The following is a 20,551-nucleotide window of genomic DNA, read 5'->3' as shown; positions in this document are numbered from 1 at the left end:
CCGCGAAGGCGGCCGCACCGTCGGCGCCGGCGTCGTGTCGAAAATCATCGAGTAAGGCGCGCTTGCCGCGCCCGGTTGCGGCAGGCGATTTTCCATAAGAAAACCTGCCGGGAGCAACTCGGTTGAACTAAAGAAGGCCGTCCCAAAAAGGGGCGGCCTTTTTCTTTTTTGCTCAAGCCGACTGAGATGCTAACCTCTTCCGTATTTAGACGTAACAATTAGAAAGAGGTCACAAGATGTGTTTCTCGGCTCGTTCACTTTGTTTTGTCACCGCAGTCACCGCAATTATTAGCTTTTCTTCCCCAGTGTCATCACAGCAAATCGCGGACAGGATCTATCTCGGGGGTCCAATCGTTACGATGAATGACACGGCACCTTCAGCCGAAGCAGTTGCCGTCAAGGATGGGCGCATTCTAGCGGTGGGGTCTCTTTCTGATGTGTCGACCCACCAAGGCGACAAGACCGAAACCTATGATTTGGATGGCCGCGCGATGCTTCCGGGTTTCGTCGACAGCCACGGTCATGTCGTCATGGGAGGCTTGCAGGCTCTCTCTGCGAACCTTCTTTCACCGCCCGATGGCGAGGTTGTTGATATAGCCAGCCTGCAATCCACTCTTTCAGCATGGGCCGAAGAGAATGCGCAGGCTGTTGAACAAGTGAAAATGATTATTGGGTTTGGCTATGACAATGCTCAACTAAAGGAACTGCGCCACCCGACACGGGAAGAACTGGACAAAGTGTCTGAGGATTTGCCTGTCGTAATCGTTCACCAGTCCGGGCACTTGGGTGTTGCAAACTCAAAAGCCTTGGAACTGGCGGGCATCACAGCTGCTTCAGAGGCTCCTCCGGGGGGCGTGATTCAGCGGGACGAAAGCGGTGAGCCAAACGGCGTTCTGGAAGAATACGCATTCTTTTCCGTCCTTGTGCCCATGTTAGGAAATTTGGGTGAGGATGGACTGGCAGAATTTGCCAAAGCGGGCACAAAGCTTTGGGCGAAATTTGGATACACAACCGGGCAAGAAGGTCGATCCTCTGGTGAAATTGTCGAGGTACTAAAGAAAGTCGCTGCCGACGACGGGCTTCCCATCGACGTCGTAGCGTTCCCGGATGTCCTCGAAGCCAGGGAATATATTGGTGCCAACACTTCCATGAACTATGACAACCGGGTTCGGGTCGGTGGCTGTAAGCTTACAATTGACGGTTCGCCACAGGGGTTCACAGCGTTACGGGACCGACCCTATTACGACCCGGTCGGGAACTATGCTGCCGGGTATGCGGGATACGCGGCCATCACTATGGAACAACTCCAGGACGCAGTGAACTGGTGCTATGAAAACGGGTTCCAAATTATTGTTCATTCCAACGGTGAGGGGGCGTCTGATATGCTTATCGCAGCCCTCGAAGAGGCCCAGATCAAGTATGGCGACCCCGGTAACCGTCCGGTTCTGGTTCACGGGCAGTTTCTAAGAGAGGATCAGGTCGCTAGCTTCAAACGGCTCGGGGTTTTTCCATCGCTTTTCCCAATGCATACGTTTTATTGGGGCGACTGGCATCGGGATCACACGGTTGGGCCAGTGAATGCCGACAACATCTCGCCGACCGGTTGGCTACGCGAGCGCGATATGATCTTCGGCACGCACCATGATGCTCCTGTGGCTTTTCCAGACAGCATGCGTGTCCTTGCCGCGACGGTCACCCGGCGCACCCGGTCCGGTGACATTTTGGGCCCGCATCAAAGGGTTGATGTCATGACTGCCCTGAAAGCCATGACAATCTGGCCCGCCTGGCAACATTTCGAGGAAGATGCGAAGGGTTCTATCGAAGTCGGAAAGGTCGCGGATTTTGTGATCCTGTCAGACGATCCCACGGCGGTCGATCCAGAGACATTGGCGGAACTTGAAGTACGCGTGACCATCAAGGGCGACGAAGTGATCTATGAAGCTGAAGGCGATGTCAGAGAAGGAAATCTGCAATTCTCGCCATTTTCAAATGACCCTGTGATCGCTCATCTTTTCCTGCACGCGGTATATCAGGGCATGAAGGTCGAAGACCCGTGGCTCGTTAAGAACTAGCCTGTTGATGTCAGGGAAGCGATACGGCGCAGTAATGGTTAGGCCGGGCGATAACGTTGGCTTCACCGTCGAGATGATCGCGGCCATCGCAATGAAAAACGGCCTCCGCTTCGCCATCCGCGAAGGCGGCCGCACCGTCGGCGTTGGCGTCGTTTCCAAAATTATTGAATAATTTTGGAAAGCGGTGGGCGGCAGTTGCTCTGAAAGAGCAATGAGAGCCCACACCGTTGAACTAAAGATGGCCGTCCCACATCGGGGCGGCCTTCTTGTTTGCTTTTGCCCTTGGGAACAGCGACTTTAGGTTTCGCAGGCGCTTTCAAAAAGTGGAGTTGGTTGCGTTTAACAACCCGAAAACAAATTTGTTCTTCGATGCCCCCACCGATCTTAGCTTGTACGCATATGAAAACGACGACATTCGGATTTTCAAGCTGCAAAACAATACCTGTGTACCGTGGTCCTGAGCGACCTTGTTGGTGGACATCAACAATAGCCCTTGCCAAACCCCACCAACCCCACTAATACGCGCGAGTTCTTCATAAGAACGTCAAGGCGGGGTGATTCCCGCCTTTTGGGTTCGATGAGGGTTGGCGATGCGCGTCTGTCCTCCTCTCAACCTCAACGCCTGATAAAAGGCTGTATCTATGCAAAGCCAAAATATCCGTATTCGGCTGAAGGCATTTGACTATCGCGTTCTGGATGCCAGCACGCAAGAGATCGTCAACACTGCCAAGCGGACCGGCGCGAACGTGCGCGGCCCAATCCCGCTGCCGAACAAGATTGAGAAGTTCACGGTTCTCCGTGGCCCTCACGTTGACAAGAAATCCCGCGACCAGTTCGAGATCCGTACGCACAAGCGTCTGCTCGACATCGTTGATCCGACCCCCCAGACCGTTGACGCGCTGATGAAGCTCGACCTCGCTGCTGGTGTGGATGTCGAGATCAAGCTGCAGTCGTAATCGGAGGGTATTATTCATGCGCTCTGGTATTATCGCAAAAAAAGTTGGCATGACCCGCCTGTTCATGGAAGACGGCAAGCAGATCCCTGTGACCGTTCTTCACCTGGACAACCTGCAGGTTGTTGCACAGCGCACCGCTGACAAAGACGGTTATACCGCCGTTCAGCTGGGCGCCGGTGCGGCCAAGGCAAAACGCACCTCGAAAGCCATGCGCGGTCACTATGCCGCTGCCAAGGTCGAGCCCAAGCGTAAGCTGGCCGAGTTCCGCGTCTCCGAAGATGGCCTGATCGATGTGGGTGCCGAGATTTCGGCAGAACACTTCCTGGAAGGTCAGAAGGTTGACGTTTCGGGCACCTCGATCGGTAAAGGCTTTGCCGGTGCGATGAAGCGCTGGAACTTTGGTGGTCTGCGCGCCTCGCACGGTGTTTCGATCAGCCACCGTTCGCACGGTTCGACCGGTCAGTGTCAGGACCCGGGCAAGGTGTTCAAAGGCAAGAAGATGGCCGGTCACATGGGTGCTGCCCGTGTTACCACCCAGAACCTCGAGGTTGTCAAAACCGACGCCGACCGCGGTCTGGTCTTCATCAAAGGCGCCGTTCCCGGACCGAAATCGGGCTGGGTCACCGTCAAGGACGCCGTCAAGAAGAAAGCACCGGAAGGCCTGCCTTTCCCGGCTGCTGTGAAATCGGCCGTATCTGAGGCAACCGAAGCTCCTGCGGAAGAAGCACCCGCGGAAGGTGGTGAAGCATGAAACTTGATGTAATCAAACTGGACGGCGGCAAAGCCGGCAACATCGAGCTGAACGCCGAACTGTTCGGGCTCGAGCCGCGCGCGGACATCCTGCACCGTGTGGTCCGTTGGCAGCGCAACAACGCGCAGGCCGGCACCCACAAGGTCAAGACCCGCTCGGAAACCAGCTACTCGACCAAGAAGATCTATCGCCAGAAGGGCACCGGTGGCGCGCGCCATGGTGACCGCAACGCGCCGATCTTCCGCAAGGGTGGTATCTACAAGGGCCCGACCCCTCGCTCGCACGGCCACGACCTGCCGAAAAAGTTCCGCAAGCTTGGCCTGCGCCACGCTCTGTCGGCCAAAGCCAAAGCAGGTGAACTGGTTGTGATCGAGAACGCCGAAGCCGAAGGCAAGACCGCCGCTCTGGCCAAACAGGTTGCAAACCTGGGCTGGAAACGTGCTCTGGTCATCGACGGCGCGACCGTGAACGAAGGGTTCCTGAAAGCGTCCAAGAACATCGAAGGTCTGGATATCCTGCCGTCGATGGGCGCAAACGTCTATGACATCCTCAAGCGTGACACTCTGGTGCTCACCAAAGCGGCTGTCGAAGCACTGGAGGCTCGTCTGAAATGAGCGCGAAGGCAGAACATTACGACGTGATCCGCAAGCCGGTCATCACCGAAAAGTCGACCATGGCGTCCGAAAACGGCGCGGTTGTCTTTGAAGTGGCGATCGACAGCAACAAGCCGCAGATCAAAGAGGCCGTTGAGGCGCTGTTTGGTGTGAAGGTCAAAGCGGTGAACACCACTGTGACCAAAGGTAAGGTCAAGCGGTTCCGCGGCCAGTTGGGCAAGCGGAAAGACGTCAAAAAAGCATATGTGACCCTTGAAGAGGGGAACACCATCGACGTGTCCACCGGTCTTTGATCGGATCACGTTTGTGGAGAGAGATAATGGCCCCCGCGCAAGCGGGGGTTTTTTTGTTTTAGTACGTATGCCTCTGGCACTTGATATTCTTGCATGCATAAGATGTGCGAGAAGTGCATCGGAGGTGCTAATAGTTGTCGCGTTGGTCTAACGAATTTGAGAATCACCCACTACACGAAACGCTGCGGCAATCTGCAGAATTTTTAGATACTACAGTGGAGAACAGCGAACCAGAATTTGAGGTGGAACGGCACCGACTAACGAAGGTTCTAGATAACTTACAGACTATTGTTACCGGCTTAGATGATGAGTTTTTTCCAAAGGCTTTGTTAGATCAGATCAACCAACACTTGCGACATGCGCACTTTTTTCAACAGCTTCAAGCTTATTCGAATTCACCTCAGATAACGCACCTGCAAACAGCCAATAATCACATAACACAATACGCTCTGCAGATCTATCAATTGGCGGCGATGTCCCGACTCCCTGAGCCTCAGTCGGTCATTAAGCAAGCAGAAAAAGCCTACAGATCATTTTCCGCATCGATGGAAGGCTTCATCAAACAGACAGAGGGAAGACTTGAAGAAACTGCTGAGGCTCACTCCAAACTAGAAAGTAAGGCGAACGACTTAGGAGATCAGCTAGATCATCTTTCGACAGACGCTGAAACGAAGCTTTCAGAGTGGCAGTCTGACTTCACGGAAAAGCAAACGGCTCGCGCTGAAGAACATTCCGAAGCCCAAATAGAACGGGATACGAAGTTTGAAGAGCTGTTGTCAGAATGGCGAAAGTCGGCCGATACTCAGCATATTGAGTTAGGGAAAACACAAGCCGAGAAACTCGCGGCGCTACTGGAGCGTTTTGCAAAGCGAGGCGAAGCGGCTTTGGCGGATGTGAATGAGAAACATCAAGCTGTGTTGGAAATACACGAATTGGTTGGCCGTGATAGTGTCGCCGGGGGGTACCAAAAGAGCGCTGGTGAAGAAAAGGAAGAGGCTGACCTTTGGCGATGGATATCCATGGGATCACTGGTCGCAGCTATCATATGGTTAGGTTTCAAGTATTGGATCGGGTTTGAGCCAACTGACTCTGGCGCTATAAATTGGGCCAACATCGTCACTGCATCATCGCTTACAGCAATTCTCTTAGTGACAGCCGGATACGCGTCGCGGCAATCAAAAATGCACCGAGACAACGAGAAGCAGATGCGATCATTCGCTCTTGAGACCAAAGCCCTCGATCCCTTCATTGCCAACTTGGAGGAAAAGGATCAGAAGGAGATTAAAGCTGAGTTGATCAAACGTATGTTCGGTCAGCAGCATAACCACACCATGGGTGGATCAAACAAAATAGATGACGGGACTGTAAACACAGTGGCGGAGCGAATAGCTGATAAAGCTTCTACACTGATCATGAAGGCGGGCGACAAGTCTTAGCTCATATTCTATGAAGGCCACCACACAAATCACTCCCACCCTATAGACACCCACCCCCAACCCTGTTACACGCTCCCAATCTTGCGGCCTCGGATTCGTTCCGGGGCCTCTGATATTTGTAACCGGGGACCTTCGGGGCCCTTCACCTCGGGCACCTACGGGGGCCTATCACATAGCGGGGCAAAGCCTCGCACTTGCTAAACGGAAGACAGAAAGCATGGCACTCAAGTCGTACAAGCCGACGACGCCGGGCCAGCGCGGGCTGGTGCTGATCGACCGTTCGGAGCTTTGGAAAGGACGTCCGGTCAAATCTCTTACAGAGGGTTTGACCAAATCGGGCGGCCGGAACAACACCGGACGGATCACTTCACGCCGCCGCGGCGGTGGCGCAAAGCGTCTCTACCGGATCGTTGACTTCAAACGGAACAAGATGGATGTCGCGGCAACCGTCGAGCGGATCGAATATGACCCGAACCGGACCGCATTCATCGCACTGGTAAAATACGAAGACGGCGAGCAGGCCTATATCCTGGCGCCTCAGCGTCTGGCTGTTGGTGACAAGGTCATCGCGTCGGCAAAGGCCGATATCAAGCCGGGCAACGCAATGCCGTTCTCGGGCATGCCCATCGGTACCATCGTCCACAACATCGAGATGAAGCCTGGCAAAGGCGGTCAGATCGCGCGTGCGGCCGGTACTTACGCTCAGTTCGTTGGTCGCGATGGCGGCTACGCTCAGATCCGTCTGAGCTCGGGCGAGCTGCGCATGGTCCGTCAGGAATGCATGGCCACCGTTGGTGCCGTGTCCAACCCCGACAACAGCAACCAGAACCTCGGTAAAGCCGGTCGTATGCGCCACAAGGGCGTTCGTCCGTCGGTTCGTGGTGTTGCAATGAACCCGATCGATCACCCGCACGGAGGTGGTGAAGGTCGGACCTCGGGTGGCCGTACGCCGGTTACTCCGTGGGGTAAGGACACCAAGGGTAAGCGTACCCGCAACAAGAACAAAGCGTCCCAGAAGCTGATCATCCGCTCGCGGCACGCCAAGAAGAAGGGACGTTAATCTATGTCTCGCTCTGTTTGGAAGGGTCCTTTCGTCGATGCTTACGTGCTGAAAAAAGCCGAAGCAGCGCGCGAGTCGGGCCGTAACGAAGTCATCAAAATCTGGTCGCGTCGTTCCACCATTCTGCCCCAGTTCGTGGGTCTGACTTTTGGTGTGTACAACGGCCAGAAGCACATTCCCGTCAACGTCTCGGAAGACATGATCGGTCAGAAGTTCGGTGAATACTCGCCGACCCGCACCTATTATGGCCACGCCGCAGACAAAAAAGCGAAGCGGAAGTAAGTCATGGGCAAGGAAAAGAACCCCCGCCGCGTGGCTGAAAACGAAGCAATGGCGAAAACCCGCATGCTTCGCACCAGCCCGCAGAAACTGAACCTGGTAGCGCAGATGATCCGCGGCAAGAAAGTCGAGAAGGCCCTGACCGACCTGACTTTCAGCAACAAGCGTATCGCGCAGGACGTTAAAAAGTGCCTGCAATCCGCAATCGCCAACGCCGAGAACAACCACAACCTGGACGTCGACGAACTGATCGTCGCCGAAGCCTGGGTTGGCAAGAACCTGGTCATGAAACGCGGTCGTCCGCGGGCTCGCGGCCGTTTTGGTGCGCTGAAAAAGCCGTTCTCGGAGATCACCATCAAGGTGCGTCAAGTTGAGGAGCAAGCCTAATGGGTCATAAAGTCAATCCGATCGGCATGCGCCTGCAGGTCAACCGCACCTGGGATAGCCGCTGGTACGCCGACACCAAGGACTACGGTGATCTTCTGCTGGAAGACCTCAAGATCCGTGAGTTCATCAACAAAGAGTGCAAGCAGGCCGGTGTTGCCCGTGTGATCATCGAACGTCCGCACAAGAAGTGCCGCGTGACGATCCACACAGCACGCCCCGGTGTCATCATCGGCAAGAAAGGTGCAGACATCGAAGTGCTGCGCAAGAAACTTGCTCGCATGACCGACAGCGAGTTGCACCTGAACATCGTCGAAGTGCGCAAGCCCGAGCTTGACGCGCAGCTGGTTGCCGAGTCCATCGCTCAGCAGCTGGAGCGTCGTGTTTCGTTCCGTCGCGCAATGAAGCGATCGGTTCAGAATGCCATGCGCATGGGCGCCCTGGGGATCCGGGTGAACGTCGCTGGTCGTCTGGGCGGCGCCGAAATCGCACGGACCGAGTGGTATCGCGAAGGCCGCGTGCCTCTGCACACTCTGCGTGCCGACATCGATTACGCACATGCCGAAGCGATGACTCCCTACGGGATCATCGGGATCAAGGTCTGGATCTTCAAAGGTGAGATCATGGAGCACGATCCGCAGGCACGTGACCGTAAAGCACAGGAACTCCAGGACGGCCCTGCACCTCGTGGTGCTGGTGGCGGTCGTCGCTAAGGAGGGAAAGATATGCTTCAACCAAAGCGTACTAAATTCCGCAAGATGCACAAAGGCCGGATCAAGGGCGAAGCCAAGGGCGGCTCTGATCTGAACTTTGGCACTTACGGTCTGAAAGCTCTGCAGCCCGAGCGCGTCACCGCGCGTCAGATCGAAGCTGCACGTCGTGCCATGACGCGTCACATGAAGCGTCAGGGCCGCGTCTGGATCCGCATTTTCCCTGACACTCCGGTCACGGCCAAGCCGATCGAAGTGCGGATGGGTAAAGGTAAAGGTTCGGTTGACCGCTGGGTTTGCAAGGTCAAGCCCGGTCGAGTGATGTTCGAGATCGACGGCGTCAATGACGACATCGCCCGCGAGGCCCTGCGCCTGGCTGCGATGAAACTGCCGGTCAAGACCCGCGTTGTGGTCCGCGAAGACTGGTAAGCGATCTGGGGTACCCCCGTTCGTGACAAGATTGACCCCCGTCGGGAAACCGGCGGGGGTCTACTTTTTGGGGGGGGCGCTGCCCCCGCCGCGGCAAGCCGCGCCTCCCCTGAGGTATTTTTGAACAGAAGAAGACAGGATCCGTTCTTCATCTGGCTAAAAAAATCCCGGAGCGCGAGGCAGAGCCTCGCAAAACACCCATCGCCAAGGGCGCGCGGCTGATATAAAGCGGGCCCATGGCCCAGATTGAATCGCTCTTCGTTACCCGTCTTTACCGTGCAGCCCTGTCCGAGTTCGATCCGAAGATCGACGCCGAGGAGTTGGAAAATTCGTGCCTCGTCATCGCCGAGGACGATGAGGCAGGGCAGGAGTGGTGCGAGGAAAACGGCTATCCCGGCTATACCAGCTATGCCTCGTTGACCGATCTGCCCTGGCGGTTTCCGATCTTTGCGGATCTGGTTTCAGTTCTGGATCAACATGTCGCAGCCTTTGCGAAAGATCTGGAATTCGATCTGGGCGAGGGCGCGCTGAAGCTGGAGGACCTGTGGATCAATATACTGCCTGAAGGCGGGATGCATTCCAGCCATATCCACCCGCACAGCGTGATCTCGGGCACGACCTATGTGGCGATGCCCGAAGGGGCCAGCGCGTTGAAACTGGAAGACCCGCGTTCAGGCCGCATGATGGCCGCGCCGACGCGGATCAAAGGCGGGCGGCGGGATTTGCAGTCGTTCATCTATATGAAGCCGCAGGTCGGCGACGTCTTGCTGTGGGAAAGCTGGCTGCGGCATGAGGTGCCGATGAACATGGCCGAGGACGAGCGGATCAGTGTCAGCTTTAACTACAAGTGGGATTAATCCTTGTATCAGGCAATCAATGGAAGCTGCGACACCGGTGTTCTGGGTTGGGGTATTGGTGCTGTTTGTATTGATTTCACATCGAACAGGCTGGAACTTTCGTGAGAGCATAATGGTACTTATCGGACTGCGGGGCTCTGGCAACGTAACTACGCTTGAGTTGTTAGTTGGGGCAGGGACAATCGGCGGCACATTTTTTGTGTTCTTGCAGGTGTTGGACGCTTGTAAGCCTTCTTGAACCGGAGATGGGTTTCAGGACATTCGGTTTCCCCAAACTTCCTCTTGCCACCCACCCCCTTAACCCTTATACGGCGGCATCCTGCGATCTCCCGGCTATGTCGGGCGATTCGTATGTCTATCATTCATCCACCAGGTCCAAGGTGACCCTGTAAGGGGGCCTTCTGGTGTTTTGAGCAAAGGAAAAAGGCGATGAACGCCCAAGAACTGCGTGACAAGACCCCGGACCAGCTCCGCGAGGAACTGGCCAACCTGAAGAAAGAAAGCTTTAACCTGCGCTTTCAACAGGCCACCGGTCAGCTGGAAAACACTGCTGGTATCAAAGCGGCCCGCCGCAACGCTGCCCGCGTCAAAACCATTCTGAACGAAAAGGCCGCTGCTGCGGCATCCGAGGAGTAATCAGATGCCCAAGCGTATCCTGCAAGGCACCGTGACCAGCGACGCCAACGAACAGACTGTAACCGTATCCGTCGAGCGCCGCTTTACGCATCCGGTTCTGAAGAAAACCATTCGTAAGTCCAAGAAATACCGGGCTCACGATGAAAAGAACGCCTTCAAGGTCGGTGACACCGTTCGCATCATCGAATGCGCGCCGAAATCGAAGACGAAACGTTGGGAAGTTCTGGAGGCGTAAGCCACCGGGACTTTTCATTTGTCGAAACCCTGGGGGACCTAAACAGAACAGCCCCCACAGGTCGGGAGAAACCACATGATCCAGATGCAGACCAATCTGGATGTTGCTGACAACTCTGGCGCTCGCCGAGTTCAGTGCATCAAGGTCCTGGGTGGTTCCAAGCGTAAATACGCCTCCGTTGGCGACATCATTGTCGTCTCGGTGAAGGAAGCCATCCCGCGCGGCCGCGTGAAAAAAGGGGACGTCCGCAAGGCCGTCGTCGTGCGCACCGCCAAGGAAGTCCGTCGCGAAGACGGCACCGCGATCCGTTTCGATCGTAACGCCGCCGTCATCCTGAACAACAACAACGAGCCGATCGGTACCCGTATCTTTGGCCCCGTTGTGCGTGAACTGCGCGGCAAGAACTTCATGAAAATCATCTCGCTGGCTCCGGAGGTGCTGTAATCATGGCTGCTAAACTCCGCAAAGGCGACAAGGTCGTCGTACTGGCTGGCAAGGACAAGGGCAAAGAGGGAACCATTTCCTCGGTTGACCCAAAAGCCGGTAAAGCTGTTGTCGATGGCATCAACATCGCCATCCGCCACACCCGCCAGACCCAGAATTCGCAAGGTGGTCGTCTGCCTCAGGCAAACCCGATTGACCTTTCGAACCTGGCTCTGCTGGACGCAAACGGCAAAGCAACCCGCGTTGGCTTCCGTATGGAAGGTGACAAGAAGGTACGTTTTGCCAAGACCACGGGGGACGTGATCGATGCTTGATACCGCAAACTATACCCCGCGTCTGAAAGCTCAGTACGCTGAAACCATCCGCGCCGCTCTGAAAGAAGAGTTCGGCTATAAGAACGACATGCAGCTGCCCAAGCTGGAGAAAATCGTTCTGAACATCGGTTGTGGTGCCGAGGCCGTTAAGGACTCGAAGAAAGCAAAAGCTGCTGTCGAAGATCTGACCGCGATTGCAGGTCAGCAGGCGGTTGCAACCAAGGCGAAGAAATCGATTGCGGGTTTCCGCGTCCGTGAAGACATGCCGCTGGGTGCCAAAGTGACCCTGCGCGGTGACCGGATGTATGAATTCCTGGATCGTCTGATCACCATCGCGCTGCCGCGCGTGCGCGACTTCCGCGGTGTGAAACCCTCGTTCGATGGTCGTGGCAACTTTGCCATGGGCATGAAAGAGCACATCGTGTTCCCCGAGATCGACTTCGACAAGGTCGATGAGGTCTGGGGCCTGGATATCGTAATTGCCACCACAGCGAAAACCGACGCTGAAGCGAAAAGCCTGTTGAAAGCGTTCAACATGCCGTTCAACGCGTAAGCGCCCGGAGGATTAAGACATGGCTAAAAAAGCAATGATCGAACGCGAGAAGAAGCGCGAACGCCTGGTGGCCAAATATGCCGCAAAGCGTGCCGAGCTGAAAGAAATCGCGAATGACGAGAGCAAGCCGATGGAAGAGCGTTTCAAAGCGCGTCTGAAACTGGCGAAACTGCCGCGCAACAGCTCGGCTACCCGTCTGCACAACCGTTGTCAGCTGACCGGTCGTCCCCACGCTTACTATCGTAAGCTCAAGGTCAGCCGTATCGCGCTGCGCGAGCTGGGTTCTGCTGGTCAGATCCCCGGCATGGTGAAATCGAGCTGGTAAGGGAGACATAGATATGAATGATCCTATCGGCGATATGCTCACCCGTATCCGCAACGCGCAAATGCGCGGCAAGTCCACCGTATCCACCCCGGCATCCAAGCTGCGCGGTTGGGTTCTGGACGTGCTGGCGGACGAAGGCTACATCCGTGGCTATGAAAAGACGACCGGTGAAAACGGTCATCCGGCCATTGAAATCAGCCTGAAATACTACGAAGGCACCCCTGTTATTCGCGAGCTGAAGCGGGTTTCCAAGCCCGGTCGTCGCGTCTACATGGGCGTCAATGACATCCCGCAGGTCCGTCAGGGTCTGGGCGTGTCGATTGTCAGCACTCCGAAAGGTGTGATGTCGGACGCAAACGCGCGCTCCAACAATGTTGGCGGCGAAGTGCTCTGCACCGTCTTCTAAGGAGGTCTGCAATGTCTCGTATTGGTAAAAAACCGGTCGAGCTGCCCAGCGGCGTTACCGCCTCTGTGTCGGGTCAGACCATCGAAGTGAAGGGTCCGAAAGGCACCCGCAGCTTTACCGCCACCGACGACGTGACGCTGTCGGTTGAAGACAACGTGGTCAAGATCGACCCCCGTGGCATGTCAAAGCGTGCCCGCCAGCAATGGGGCATGAGCCGCACTATGGTTGCCAATCTGGTGACCGGTGTGACGACTGGCTTCAAAAAAGAGCTGGAGATCCAGGGTGTTGGTTACCGGGCTCAGATGCAGGGCAATACCCTGAAGCTGAACCTGGGCTACAGCCACGATGTTGATTTCACTGCCCCGGAAGGTGTCACCATCACCGCGCCGAAGCAGACCGAAATCGTTGTGGAAGGCATCGACCAGCAGCTGGTGGGCGAAACCGCGGCCAAAATCCGCGAGTGGCGCCGTCCCGAGCCGTATAAAGGCAAGGGCATCCGCTATAAGGGCGAGTTCATCTTCCGCAAGGAAGGCAAGAAGAAGTAAGGACGCAGAAAATGGCAAACAGCAAAAGAACCCTGTTTCTGAAGCGCCGCCTGCGCGTTCGGAACAAACTTCGCAAGGTCAATGCAGGCCGAGTGCGCCTGTCGATCCACCGCTCGAACAAGAACATCTCTGTTCAGCTGATCGACGATGTGCGCGGTGTGACTCTGGCCTCGGCCTCGACCCTGGAAAAGGATCTGGGCGTTGTCGGCAAGAACAACATCGAAGCGGCCACCAAAGTGGGCGCGGCCATCGCCGAGCGTGCCAAGAAGGCTGGCGTCGAAGAGGCCTATTTCGATCGTGGGGGCTTCCTGTTCCACGGCAAGGTGAAGGCAGTCGCCGACGCCGCGCGTGAAGGTGGTCTTAAGATCTAAGACCAAGCGCATCCCGAAAACTGGGTAACGGTTTTCGGATCAAGATGCGCGATATCAAAGATTGCGGGCGGGTTTCGATCCGCCCCGATGATCCGGGGGCCTCGGCGACAGTCGGGGCTCACTTGGATTGAAGCAAACGGCGCCGAGAGCGCCACATGAGAAAAGGGATGCCAAATGGCAGAACGTGAAAACCGTCGGGGCCGTGGCCGCGACCGTGAGGAAGCACCGGAATTTGCCGACCGTCTGGTCGCCATCAACCGTGTGTCGAAAACCGTAAAAGGTGGTAAGCGCTTTGGCTTCGCCGCTCTGGTGGTTGTCGGCGATCAGAAAGGCCGTGTGGGCTTTGGCAAGGGTAAAGCGAAAGAAGTACCCGAGGCGATCCGCAAGGCCACTGAACAGGCCAAGCGTCAGATGATCCGCGTGCAGCTGCGCGAAGGTCGTACCCTGCACCACGACATCGAGGGCCGTCACGGCGCCGGTAAAGTGGTCATGCGCACCGCACCTGAAGGTACTGGTATCATCGCCGGTGGTCCGATGCGTGCTGTGTTCGAAATGCTGGGCGTCAAGGACGTTGTGTCCAAGTCGCTGGGCTCACAGAACCCCTATAACATGATCCGCGCCACCATGAACGGCCTGCAAAAAGAGCAGAGCCCCCGTTCAGTCGCCGCGCGTCGTGGCAAGAAAGTTGCTGACATCCTGCCCAAGCGGGACGAAGCACCGGCTGCCGCCGAAGCTGAAGCGTAAGGAGAGCGAACCATGGCTAAAACCATCGTCGTCAAGCAGATCGGTTCCCCGATCCGCCGCCCCGCCGAACAGCGCGCAACCCTGATCGGTCTGGGCCTGAACAAGATGCACAAAACCCGCGAACTGGAAGACACCCCTTCGGTCCGCGGTATGGTCAACAAGATCCCGCATCTGGTCGAGATCATCGAAGAACGCGGCTAAACGCGAATTCTTTGTAGAACTTGAAACGCTCTCGACGACGTCGGGGGCGTTTTTTGTTTATCTGTTTGCATAGAGCTCAGGTGGATTGAGGCAGAACCTGTGTTGGCGTCAGGTCGAGTTCAGTGAAGGGCCCGTGTTCACCATAGTTTTTTCAAGGGTTTGGATCGTCGCTGCCAATACCAAGGTTTTGACCAATCAAGGAAAGCGCTTTTGGGTCCAGGATCCCTTCAACAAGAGTGTACAACACGCTTCACCAACCCAACGATCGGCGCTAGTCTCTGACCTACGCAACGCTAAAAGGAGCGGCCCGATGTCTCTATTGTCTAAACTCTTCGGTGGCGCAGAAAAGTCCAAGCCCGAGCCGGTTTTTTACAAAGAGTTCGAGATTTTCCCCGACTTGATGGCCGAGGGCAACAAGTTCCGCCTGATGGCGCGCATTGAAAAGAGCATCGACGGAGACCGCAAGACCCATACAATGATCCGGGCAGATGTCTTTGAAAGTCGGGATCAGGCCGAAAGCGTCAGCATCGCCAAGGCGAAACAGGTGATTGACGAACAGGGCGAGCGCATGTTCGACTAGTGAACAGTTCGTTTGCTTCCCGGACCGCACCCATAGATGGAATTAACCGCCATCGCCGACGAGCGATCTAAGCAGTGGTCTGGACACACGCATTCAGTTCTTTTTTCTGAACATTTGGTTCATGAAAACCCCATAGAAAAACTGCTTTTCACTGTTGCAGTGACGCACGTAAAGTCGAGTTCGCATAATAATCCAGGCGGCCGTGCCGTTGCCAAAAGTAGCAACGAAGACTGATCAATACTGACCTCGCGCCATACCCAAAACGCATAACGGCTAGACCGAAACCTGTGTTGTTAGCGCTGCCAAGCACTCCTATCTGAGCCTTGTCCCAAAAGGAACAAATGGAAACGCCCGGGGAATACGCCTCGGTACAGAAAGGAATAGAAATATGGCACATACAGCTACACTGACACATAACGGATTTGGCCTGAGCGCCCGGTTTGCAGCACTTGTCGAGCGCGTCAAAGAAGCCCGCGCACGGTCGGCGGAATACAACCGCACCTTCCACGAACTGCAGAGCCTGAGCGATCGTGAGCTCAACGATATCGGCGTGCGCCGCTGCGACATCGCGGATATCGCGCGCGATCACGCCTATTGCGCGTAAAACCCAAACCACTCACTCACCAAGAGGCGTCGGAACCCCGGCGCCTCTTTTGTTTTGCAGCATCAAAAGCACGGCCTGTCTCCTGCTTCACAATCTGATCGTTGCGCAGCGACGGCAAAATTGCTTACTGCTGGTTCAGGCCGCGAAACTCCTTTGCGGATCAAGTGCAGAAAGTCGGCAGCGTGCGGGAATACCAGATTGGAATGTTATGGGTCGATGGCCCCCTTAGCTTTCTTGAGCAGCTTTGCATCAAATCGTTCTTGGATGCCGGACAGCATGTATGCCTCTATACCTACGGAGATGTGACGCACATCCCCGACGGGGTTGAGCGTCGCGACGCCAGAACCATTCTTCCCGACAGCGAGTTAATAACGCATGGCCGAACCGGAAGCCCGGCACCGCATTCTGACAAGTTTCGATATCGTATGTTGGTGCAGGAACCCGATCTGATCTGGGCGGATACTGATGCCTATTGCGTAAAGCCATTTTCAACGCCTAACGGTCATTATTATGGTTACCTCGAAGGCGAGGTTGCGATTGGGGTACTTGCGATGCCGCCCGATAGCGAAGCCTTGGGGCTGCTTAATACCTACACCCAAGATCCCTATCTTATACCGCCCTGGACCCCGAAACGTATCCGGATACCGCTGCAAGAGGCGCAGGAAAAAGGCGAACCCATCAACGTGCCCGAGGTCTATTGGGGTGCCTGGGGTCCCAAGGCGATCACATGGGCGCTTACGAAGACGAAAGAAATCGAACACGCTTTGCCCGAACACGTGTTTTATCCTGTGAATTTCTCGCGGCGCAGGGCATTGGCGCGTCCAGGTGCCGACCTGTCGGCGTTTATGAAAGAGGACACCGTGTCCATTCACTTTTATGGCAGACGGATGCGGTCGATTTTATCCAACAAGTACGGCGGCATACCTGACCCGAACAGCCTTGTCGGACAGTTGGTTGCAAAGCATGGGATCGATCCCAGAGAAGCGCCGATTTTTGCGCATGGGTCTTGACCGATTGCCTGTAGCCTAAGATCGGAACTTGCATCGAAAGTCGCAACGCTGTAGAGCGCTCCGGTGGATTTTGCTCCACGAGAATCAAAATCAAGAAATGCCGTGTTTGACCCATCACGCTTCGGGGGTCACATCCGGCTTAGGAGAAGCGAAATGAAACTGAACGAATTGCGCGACAATCCTGGCGCCGCCCCCAAACGCACTCGCGTCGGTCGTGGCCCCGGTTCCGGCAAGGGTAAGATGGGTGGTCGTGGTATCAAGGGCCAAAAATCCCGTTCGGGTGTGGCCATTAATGGCTATGAAGGCGGCCAGATGCCGCTGTACCAGCGCCTGCCTAAGCGTGGCTTCAACAAGCCGAACCGCAAGGAATTTGCCGTTATCAACCTGGGCCTGATCCAGAAATTCATCGATGCCGGCAAGCTCGACGCTAAAGCAGCGATCACAGAAGACGCTCTGGTTGCTTCGGGCCTGGTGCGCCGCAAACTGGACGGTGTCCGCGTTCTGGCCAAAGGCGAAATCAGCGCCAAAGTGAACCTGGAAGTGACCGGTGCTTCGAAATCTGCCGTCGAGGCAGTCGAAAAAGCGGGCGGATCACTGACGGTCACAAAAGCTGCTGCGGCAGAGTAAGCGCTTGTGAGCGGGCCGAGTCCTGCTTACATAGAGCACTAAGTTTTCCCAGACGCCGCCCGAGCCGGAAAACGGTTCCGGGCGGTGTTTTCATAAGAGAGACCGATTTATGGTATCAGCAGCAGAACAAATGGCAGCCAACACAAGCTGGGCTGCTTTGGGCAAAGCCACCGATCTGCGCAACCGCATCCTGTTCACGCTGGGTTTGCTGATCGTCTATCGCCTGGGCACTTTTATTCCGGTGCCAGGGATTGACGGGCAAGCGCTGCGCGAGTTCATGGAACAAGCGGGGCAAGGCATCGGCGGCATGGTTTCGATGTTCACCGGTGGGGCGCTGGGGCGGATGGGTATCTTTGCCCTTGGGATCATGCCCTATATCTCGGCCTCGATCATCGTGCAGCTGCTGACATCGATGGTTCCGGCGCTTGAACAGCTCAAGAAAGAGGGCGAACAGGGCCGTAAGAAGATCAACCAATACACCCGTTTCGGCACCGTGGCATTGGCCACCGTGCAGGCCTATGGGCTTGCGGTATCGCTGGAATCGGGTGATCTGGCCACCGATCCGGGCCTGTATTTCCGTATGTCGACCATGATCACGCTGGTCGGCGGGACCATGTTCCTGATGTGGCTTGGTGAGCAGATCACCGCGCGCGGTATCGGCAACGGCATCTCGCTGATCATCTTTGTTGGCATCATCGCCGAGGTTCCGGCTGCGTTGGCACAGTTCTTTGCAAGCGGTCGCAGCGGTGCGATCAGCCCCGCCGTGATCGTGGGTGTGATCATCATGGTCATCGCCGTCATTACCTTTGTGGTGTTCATGGAGCGCGCCTTGCGCAAGATCCATATTCAGTATCCGCGCCGTCAGGCCGGTATGAAGGTCTATGAGGGCGGATCAAGCCATCTGCCGGTCAAAGTGAACCCTGCTGGCGTGATCCCGGCTATCTTTGCAAGCTCGCTCCTGTTGCTGCCTGTGACGATCTCGACCTTTTCATCAGGGGCCACCAATGGGCCTGTGATGTCCTGGTTGCTGGCCAATTTCGGCCCCGGACAGCCGCTTTACCTGCTGTTCTTTGCCTCAATGATCGTGTTCTTTGCGTATTTCTATACGTTCAACGTGGCCTTCAAGCCGGATGACGTGGCGGACAACCTGAAAAAGCAAAACGGTTTTGTCCCCGGTATTCGCCCCGGTAAGAAAACCTCGGAGTATCTGGAATACGTGGTCAACCGGGTGCTGGTTTTGGGCTCGGCTTATCTGGCGGCTGTCTGTCTGTTGCCCGAGATCCTGCGGGGCCAGTTTGCCATTCCGTTCTATTTCGGTGGTACTTCGGTTCTGATTATCGTCTCGGTCACCATGGACACGATCCAACAGGTCCAAAGCCACCTGCTGGCGCACCAATACGAGGGGCTGATCGAAAAGTCCCAACTGCGCGGCAAGGGTAAAAAACGCGGTAAGAAGGCTCCGGCGCGTCGATGAACATCATTCTTCTCGGCCCCCCGGGGGCAGGTAAAGGGACGCAAGCGCGTCATCTGGTTGAAACCCGCGGAATGGTGCAACTGAGCACTGGCGATATGTTGCGCGAGGCCAAGGACAGCGGCACTGAAATGGGCAACCGCGTGGCCGAAGTGATGGCCAAGGGCGAGTTGGTCACCGACGAAATCGTCATCGGCCTGATCCGCGAAAAGCTGGAGCAGGGCGCAAAGGGCGGGTTCATCTTTGACGGCTTCCCGCGCACATTGGCGCAGGCGGACGCTTTGGGTGATCTGCTGGACAGCACCGGTGAAAAACTGGATGCCGTGATCGCGATGGAGGTCAATGACGACGCGCTGGTCGCACGGATCACGGCGCGGTCGACCTGTGGTGGTTGTGGTGAGGTCTATAATGACATCACCAAACCGATCCCGGCGGATGGCAAATGCACCAATTGCGGCAAAGAGAATGACTTCAAACGCCGCGCAGACGACAATGAGGAAAGCCTCAAGACCCGTCTGATGGAATACTATAAAAAGACCTCGATGTTGATCGGCTACTACCACGCCAAGGGCAATCTGTCTTGGGTTGATGGCTTGGGCGAGATCGAAGAGGTTCAGGGCGCGATCGCAGGCGTGTTGGACGCCTAACCCAGCTTGTTCTGAATATGGGCTTGACGACACGTTCAAAAGCCCATATCGACCCCCATCCCCAATGGGAATCAAGACCGTAGGCGGGATTCGCCCCGTTTGCCCCGACCACCTCGAATAATGCTGAACCCTCTGGCGACACTGCCACGGTAAAGCGTTGTGAAAAAAGGTTCTGGAGTTACGGAACCGCAACGAAAAGGAAAGTGACACGTGGCACGTATTGCCGGCGTAAACATCCCGACTGCAAAGCGGGTACCTATCGCCCTCACATATATCACCGGTATCGGCAACACCTCGGCGAAAGCGATCTGCGAAGCCGTGGGCATTGAAGCGCATCGTCGCGTCAACGAGCTGTCGGACGCCGAAGTACTGAAAATCCGCGAATACATCGACGAAAACTTCACCGTTGAAGGTGATCTGCGTCGTGAAGTTCAGATGAACGTTAAGCGCCTGATGGATCTGGGCTGCTATCGCGGTCTGCGTCACCGCCGTAACCTGCCGGTTCGCGGTCAGCGCACCCACACCAATGCTCGTACCCGCAAAGGCCCCGCAAAGGCCATTGCTGGTAAGAAGAAATAAGGGAGGGTCTGACCGATGGCACGTGACAAGACTCGCGTTAAGCGCAAAGAGCGCAAGAACATCGCATCGGGCGTGGCCCATGTGAACTCGACCTTCAACAACACCAAGATCCTGATCTCGGACGTACAGGGCAACGCGATCTCGTGGTCGTCTGCTGGTACCATGGGCTTCAAAGGGTCGCGGAAATCGACACCCTACGCCGCTCAGATGGCTGCAGAAGACGCAGGCAAGAAGGCGCAGGAACATGGCGTCAAGACGCTGGAAGTCGAAGTTCAGGGCCCCGGTTCGGGTCGTGAATCGGCCCTGCGTGCGCTGGCTGCTGTTGGCTTCAACATCACGTCGATCCGCGACGTGACGCCGATTGCCCACAATGGCTGCCGCCCGCCGAAGCGCCGCCGCGTCTAAGCGATTTTGAATT

Annotated in this window: 31 protein-coding genes and 1 pseudogene; all 32 read left to right on the top strand. The window is 56.1% G+C overall.

The features are described from left to right. Positions 1-359: 359 nt before the first annotated feature. The 32 genes and pseudogenes from GOW40_RS20980 (at position 360) to rpsK (ending at position 20,538) form a co-directional block, all read left to right on the top strand. Positions 360-2,072, top strand: a complete 1,713-nt coding sequence (locus tag GOW40_RS20980) for an amidohydrolase (protein ID WP_254444536.1) — start codon at positions 360-362, stop codon at positions 2,070-2,072. 25 nt (positions 2,073-2,097) lie between these two features. Then, positions 2,098-2,244 (top strand): annotated as a pseudogene (gene tuf, locus GOW40_RS20975) (elongation factor Tu); the annotation flags it as partial. Between the two features lie 469 nt (positions 2,245-2,713). Continuing rightward, a complete protein-coding gene (gene rpsJ / locus GOW40_RS20970) occupies positions 2,714-3,028 on the top strand; it encodes a 30S ribosomal protein S10 (protein ID WP_008756422.1) in 315 nt (104 codons plus the stop codon). A gap of 16 nt (positions 3,029-3,044) precedes the next feature. Next, positions 3,045-3,779, top strand: a complete 735-nt coding sequence (rplC, locus tag GOW40_RS20965; RefSeq protein WP_171133753.1) for a 50S ribosomal protein L3 — start codon at positions 3,045-3,047, stop codon at positions 3,777-3,779. After that, positions 3,776-4,393 (top strand): 50S ribosomal protein L4, encoded by a 618-nt coding sequence (gene rplD / locus GOW40_RS20960; protein ID WP_171102852.1) that lies wholly within the window; start codon positions 3,776-3,778, stop codon positions 4,391-4,393. Before rplC ends, rplD begins: the two co-directional genes overlap by 4 nt. Next, positions 4,390-4,686 (top strand): 50S ribosomal protein L23, encoded by a 297-nt coding sequence (locus tag GOW40_RS20955; RefSeq protein WP_039523333.1) that lies wholly within the window; start codon positions 4,390-4,392, stop codon positions 4,684-4,686. Before rplD ends, GOW40_RS20955 begins: the two co-directional genes overlap by 4 nt. A 134-nt stretch (positions 4,687-4,820) precedes the next feature. Then, complete coding sequence (locus tag GOW40_RS20950) at positions 4,821-6,122, top strand: hypothetical protein (protein WP_171133752.1); 1,302 nt, start codon at positions 4,821-4,823, stop codon at positions 6,120-6,122. Between the two features lie 217 nt (positions 6,123-6,339). Further along, positions 6,340-7,182, top strand: coding sequence for a 50S ribosomal protein L2 (gene rplB / locus GOW40_RS20945; RefSeq protein ID WP_171133751.1), 843 nt, complete (start codon positions 6,340-6,342; stop codon positions 7,180-7,182). A 3-nt stretch (positions 7,183-7,185) separates the two neighbouring features. Next, positions 7,186-7,464 carry a 30S ribosomal protein S19 gene (rpsS, locus tag GOW40_RS20940; RefSeq protein WP_005980699.1) on the top strand — a complete coding sequence of 93 codons (279 nt, stop codon included), beginning with the start codon at positions 7,186-7,188 and terminating at the stop codon, positions 7,462-7,464. Between the two features lie 3 nt (positions 7,465-7,467). Next, a complete protein-coding gene (rplV, locus tag GOW40_RS20935) occupies positions 7,468-7,848 on the top strand; it encodes a 50S ribosomal protein L22 (RefSeq protein WP_171102866.1) in 381 nt (126 codons plus the stop codon). Then, on the top strand, positions 7,848-8,558 hold the full coding sequence (gene rpsC, locus GOW40_RS20930; RefSeq protein ID WP_008758042.1) for a 30S ribosomal protein S3: 711 nt from the start codon (positions 7,848-7,850) through the stop codon (positions 8,556-8,558). Before rplV ends, rpsC begins: the two co-directional genes overlap by 1 nt. A 12-nt stretch (positions 8,559-8,570) precedes the next feature. Further along, a complete protein-coding gene (rplP, locus tag GOW40_RS20925) occupies positions 8,571-8,984 on the top strand; it encodes a 50S ribosomal protein L16 (RefSeq protein ID WP_171102868.1) in 414 nt (137 codons plus the stop codon). A gap of 236 nt (positions 8,985-9,220) precedes the next feature. Then, complete coding sequence (locus GOW40_RS20920) at positions 9,221-9,841, top strand: 2OG-Fe(II) oxygenase family protein (protein WP_171133750.1); 621 nt, start codon at positions 9,221-9,223, stop codon at positions 9,839-9,841. 429 nt (positions 9,842-10,270) lie between these two features. Beyond that, complete coding sequence (gene rpmC / locus GOW40_RS20915; RefSeq protein WP_010437082.1) at positions 10,271-10,477, top strand: 50S ribosomal protein L29; 207 nt, start codon at positions 10,271-10,273, stop codon at positions 10,475-10,477. Positions 10,478-10,481: 4 nt separating this feature from the next. Next, positions 10,482-10,712 (top strand): 30S ribosomal protein S17, encoded by a 231-nt coding sequence (rpsQ, locus tag GOW40_RS20910; RefSeq protein WP_068340771.1) that lies wholly within the window; start codon positions 10,482-10,484, stop codon positions 10,710-10,712. Positions 10,713-10,787: 75 nt separating this feature from the next. After that, positions 10,788-11,156 carry a 50S ribosomal protein L14 gene (rplN, locus tag GOW40_RS20905; protein WP_039523372.1) on the top strand — a complete coding sequence of 123 codons (369 nt, stop codon included), beginning with the start codon at positions 10,788-10,790 and terminating at the stop codon, positions 11,154-11,156. Between the two features lie 2 nt (positions 11,157-11,158). Further along, the gene (gene rplX, locus GOW40_RS20900) at positions 11,159-11,470 is read left to right on the top strand and encodes a 50S ribosomal protein L24 (protein WP_170576057.1); all 312 of its coding nucleotides are present in this window, start codon (positions 11,159-11,161) and stop codon (positions 11,468-11,470) included. Then, positions 11,463-12,023, top strand: a complete 561-nt coding sequence (rplE, locus tag GOW40_RS20895; protein WP_171102872.1) for a 50S ribosomal protein L5 — start codon at positions 11,463-11,465, stop codon at positions 12,021-12,023. Before rplX ends, rplE begins: the two co-directional genes overlap by 8 nt. A 19-nt stretch (positions 12,024-12,042) precedes the next feature. Then, positions 12,043-12,348 (top strand): 30S ribosomal protein S14, encoded by a 306-nt coding sequence (rpsN, locus tag GOW40_RS20890; RefSeq protein ID WP_010437098.1) that lies wholly within the window; start codon positions 12,043-12,045, stop codon positions 12,346-12,348. A gap of 13 nt (positions 12,349-12,361) precedes the next feature. Further along, positions 12,362-12,754 carry a 30S ribosomal protein S8 gene (gene rpsH / locus GOW40_RS20885; RefSeq protein WP_068340741.1) on the top strand — a complete coding sequence of 131 codons (393 nt, stop codon included), beginning with the start codon at positions 12,362-12,364 and terminating at the stop codon, positions 12,752-12,754. An 11-nt stretch (positions 12,755-12,765) separates the two neighbouring features. Then, positions 12,766-13,299, top strand: a complete 534-nt coding sequence (gene rplF / locus GOW40_RS20880; RefSeq protein WP_170467582.1) for a 50S ribosomal protein L6 — start codon at positions 12,766-12,768, stop codon at positions 13,297-13,299. 11 nt (positions 13,300-13,310) lie between these two features. Continuing rightward, positions 13,311-13,670, top strand: coding sequence for a 50S ribosomal protein L18 (gene rplR / locus GOW40_RS20875; RefSeq protein WP_171102875.1), 360 nt, complete (start codon positions 13,311-13,313; stop codon positions 13,668-13,670). A gap of 174 nt (positions 13,671-13,844) precedes the next feature. Further along, positions 13,845-14,414: a 30S ribosomal protein S5 gene (rpsE, locus tag GOW40_RS20870; RefSeq protein WP_171102877.1), complete on the top strand. Its 570-nt coding sequence runs from the start codon at positions 13,845-13,847 to the stop codon at positions 14,412-14,414. A 12-nt stretch (positions 14,415-14,426) separates the two neighbouring features. Further along, positions 14,427-14,615, top strand: coding sequence for a 50S ribosomal protein L30 (rpmD, locus tag GOW40_RS20865; RefSeq protein ID WP_008757946.1), 189 nt, complete (start codon positions 14,427-14,429; stop codon positions 14,613-14,615). A gap of 310 nt (positions 14,616-14,925) precedes the next feature. Continuing rightward, entirely contained in the window at positions 14,926-15,195 is a 270-nt protein-coding gene (locus tag GOW40_RS20860; RefSeq protein WP_171102878.1) for an HlyU family transcriptional regulator, read from the top strand. Positions 15,196-15,583: 388 nt separating this feature from the next. Beyond that, a complete protein-coding gene (locus GOW40_RS20850) occupies positions 15,584-15,799 on the top strand; it encodes a DUF1127 domain-containing protein (RefSeq protein WP_171102879.1) in 216 nt (71 codons plus the stop codon). A gap of 101 nt (positions 15,800-15,900) precedes the next feature. Next, complete coding sequence (locus GOW40_RS20845) at positions 15,901-16,809, top strand: hypothetical protein (protein ID WP_254444535.1); 909 nt, start codon at positions 15,901-15,903, stop codon at positions 16,807-16,809. A 153-nt stretch (positions 16,810-16,962) separates the two neighbouring features. Further along, positions 16,963-17,436 carry a 50S ribosomal protein L15 gene (rplO, locus tag GOW40_RS20840; protein WP_171133749.1) on the top strand — a complete coding sequence of 158 codons (474 nt, stop codon included), beginning with the start codon at positions 16,963-16,965 and terminating at the stop codon, positions 17,434-17,436. A gap of 109 nt (positions 17,437-17,545) precedes the next feature. Then, a complete protein-coding gene (secY, locus tag GOW40_RS20835; protein ID WP_171102882.1) occupies positions 17,546-18,910 on the top strand; it encodes a preprotein translocase subunit SecY in 1,365 nt (454 codons plus the stop codon). Beyond that, the gene (locus tag GOW40_RS20830) at positions 18,907-19,554 is read left to right on the top strand and encodes an adenylate kinase (RefSeq protein WP_171102883.1); all 648 of its coding nucleotides are present in this window, start codon (positions 18,907-18,909) and stop codon (positions 19,552-19,554) included. Before secY ends, GOW40_RS20830 begins: the two co-directional genes overlap by 4 nt. Positions 19,555-19,764: 210 nt before the next feature. Then, positions 19,765-20,133, top strand: a complete 369-nt coding sequence (rpsM, locus tag GOW40_RS20825) for a 30S ribosomal protein S13 (RefSeq protein WP_171102884.1) — start codon at positions 19,765-19,767, stop codon at positions 20,131-20,133. 15 nt (positions 20,134-20,148) lie between these two features. Further along, on the top strand, positions 20,149-20,538 hold the full coding sequence (gene rpsK / locus GOW40_RS20820; protein ID WP_008757289.1) for a 30S ribosomal protein S11: 390 nt from the start codon (positions 20,149-20,151) through the stop codon (positions 20,536-20,538). The last annotated feature ends 13 nt before the right edge of the window (positions 20,539-20,551 follow it).

It is taken from the genome of Ruegeria sp. HKCCA6707 (assembly GCF_013033515.1).
Classification (GTDB): domain Bacteria; phylum Pseudomonadota; class Alphaproteobacteria; order Rhodobacterales; family Rhodobacteraceae; genus Ruegeria.
Note: the sequence above shows the minus strand (reverse complement) of the source record. Positions and strands in the feature narration are given on the sequence as shown.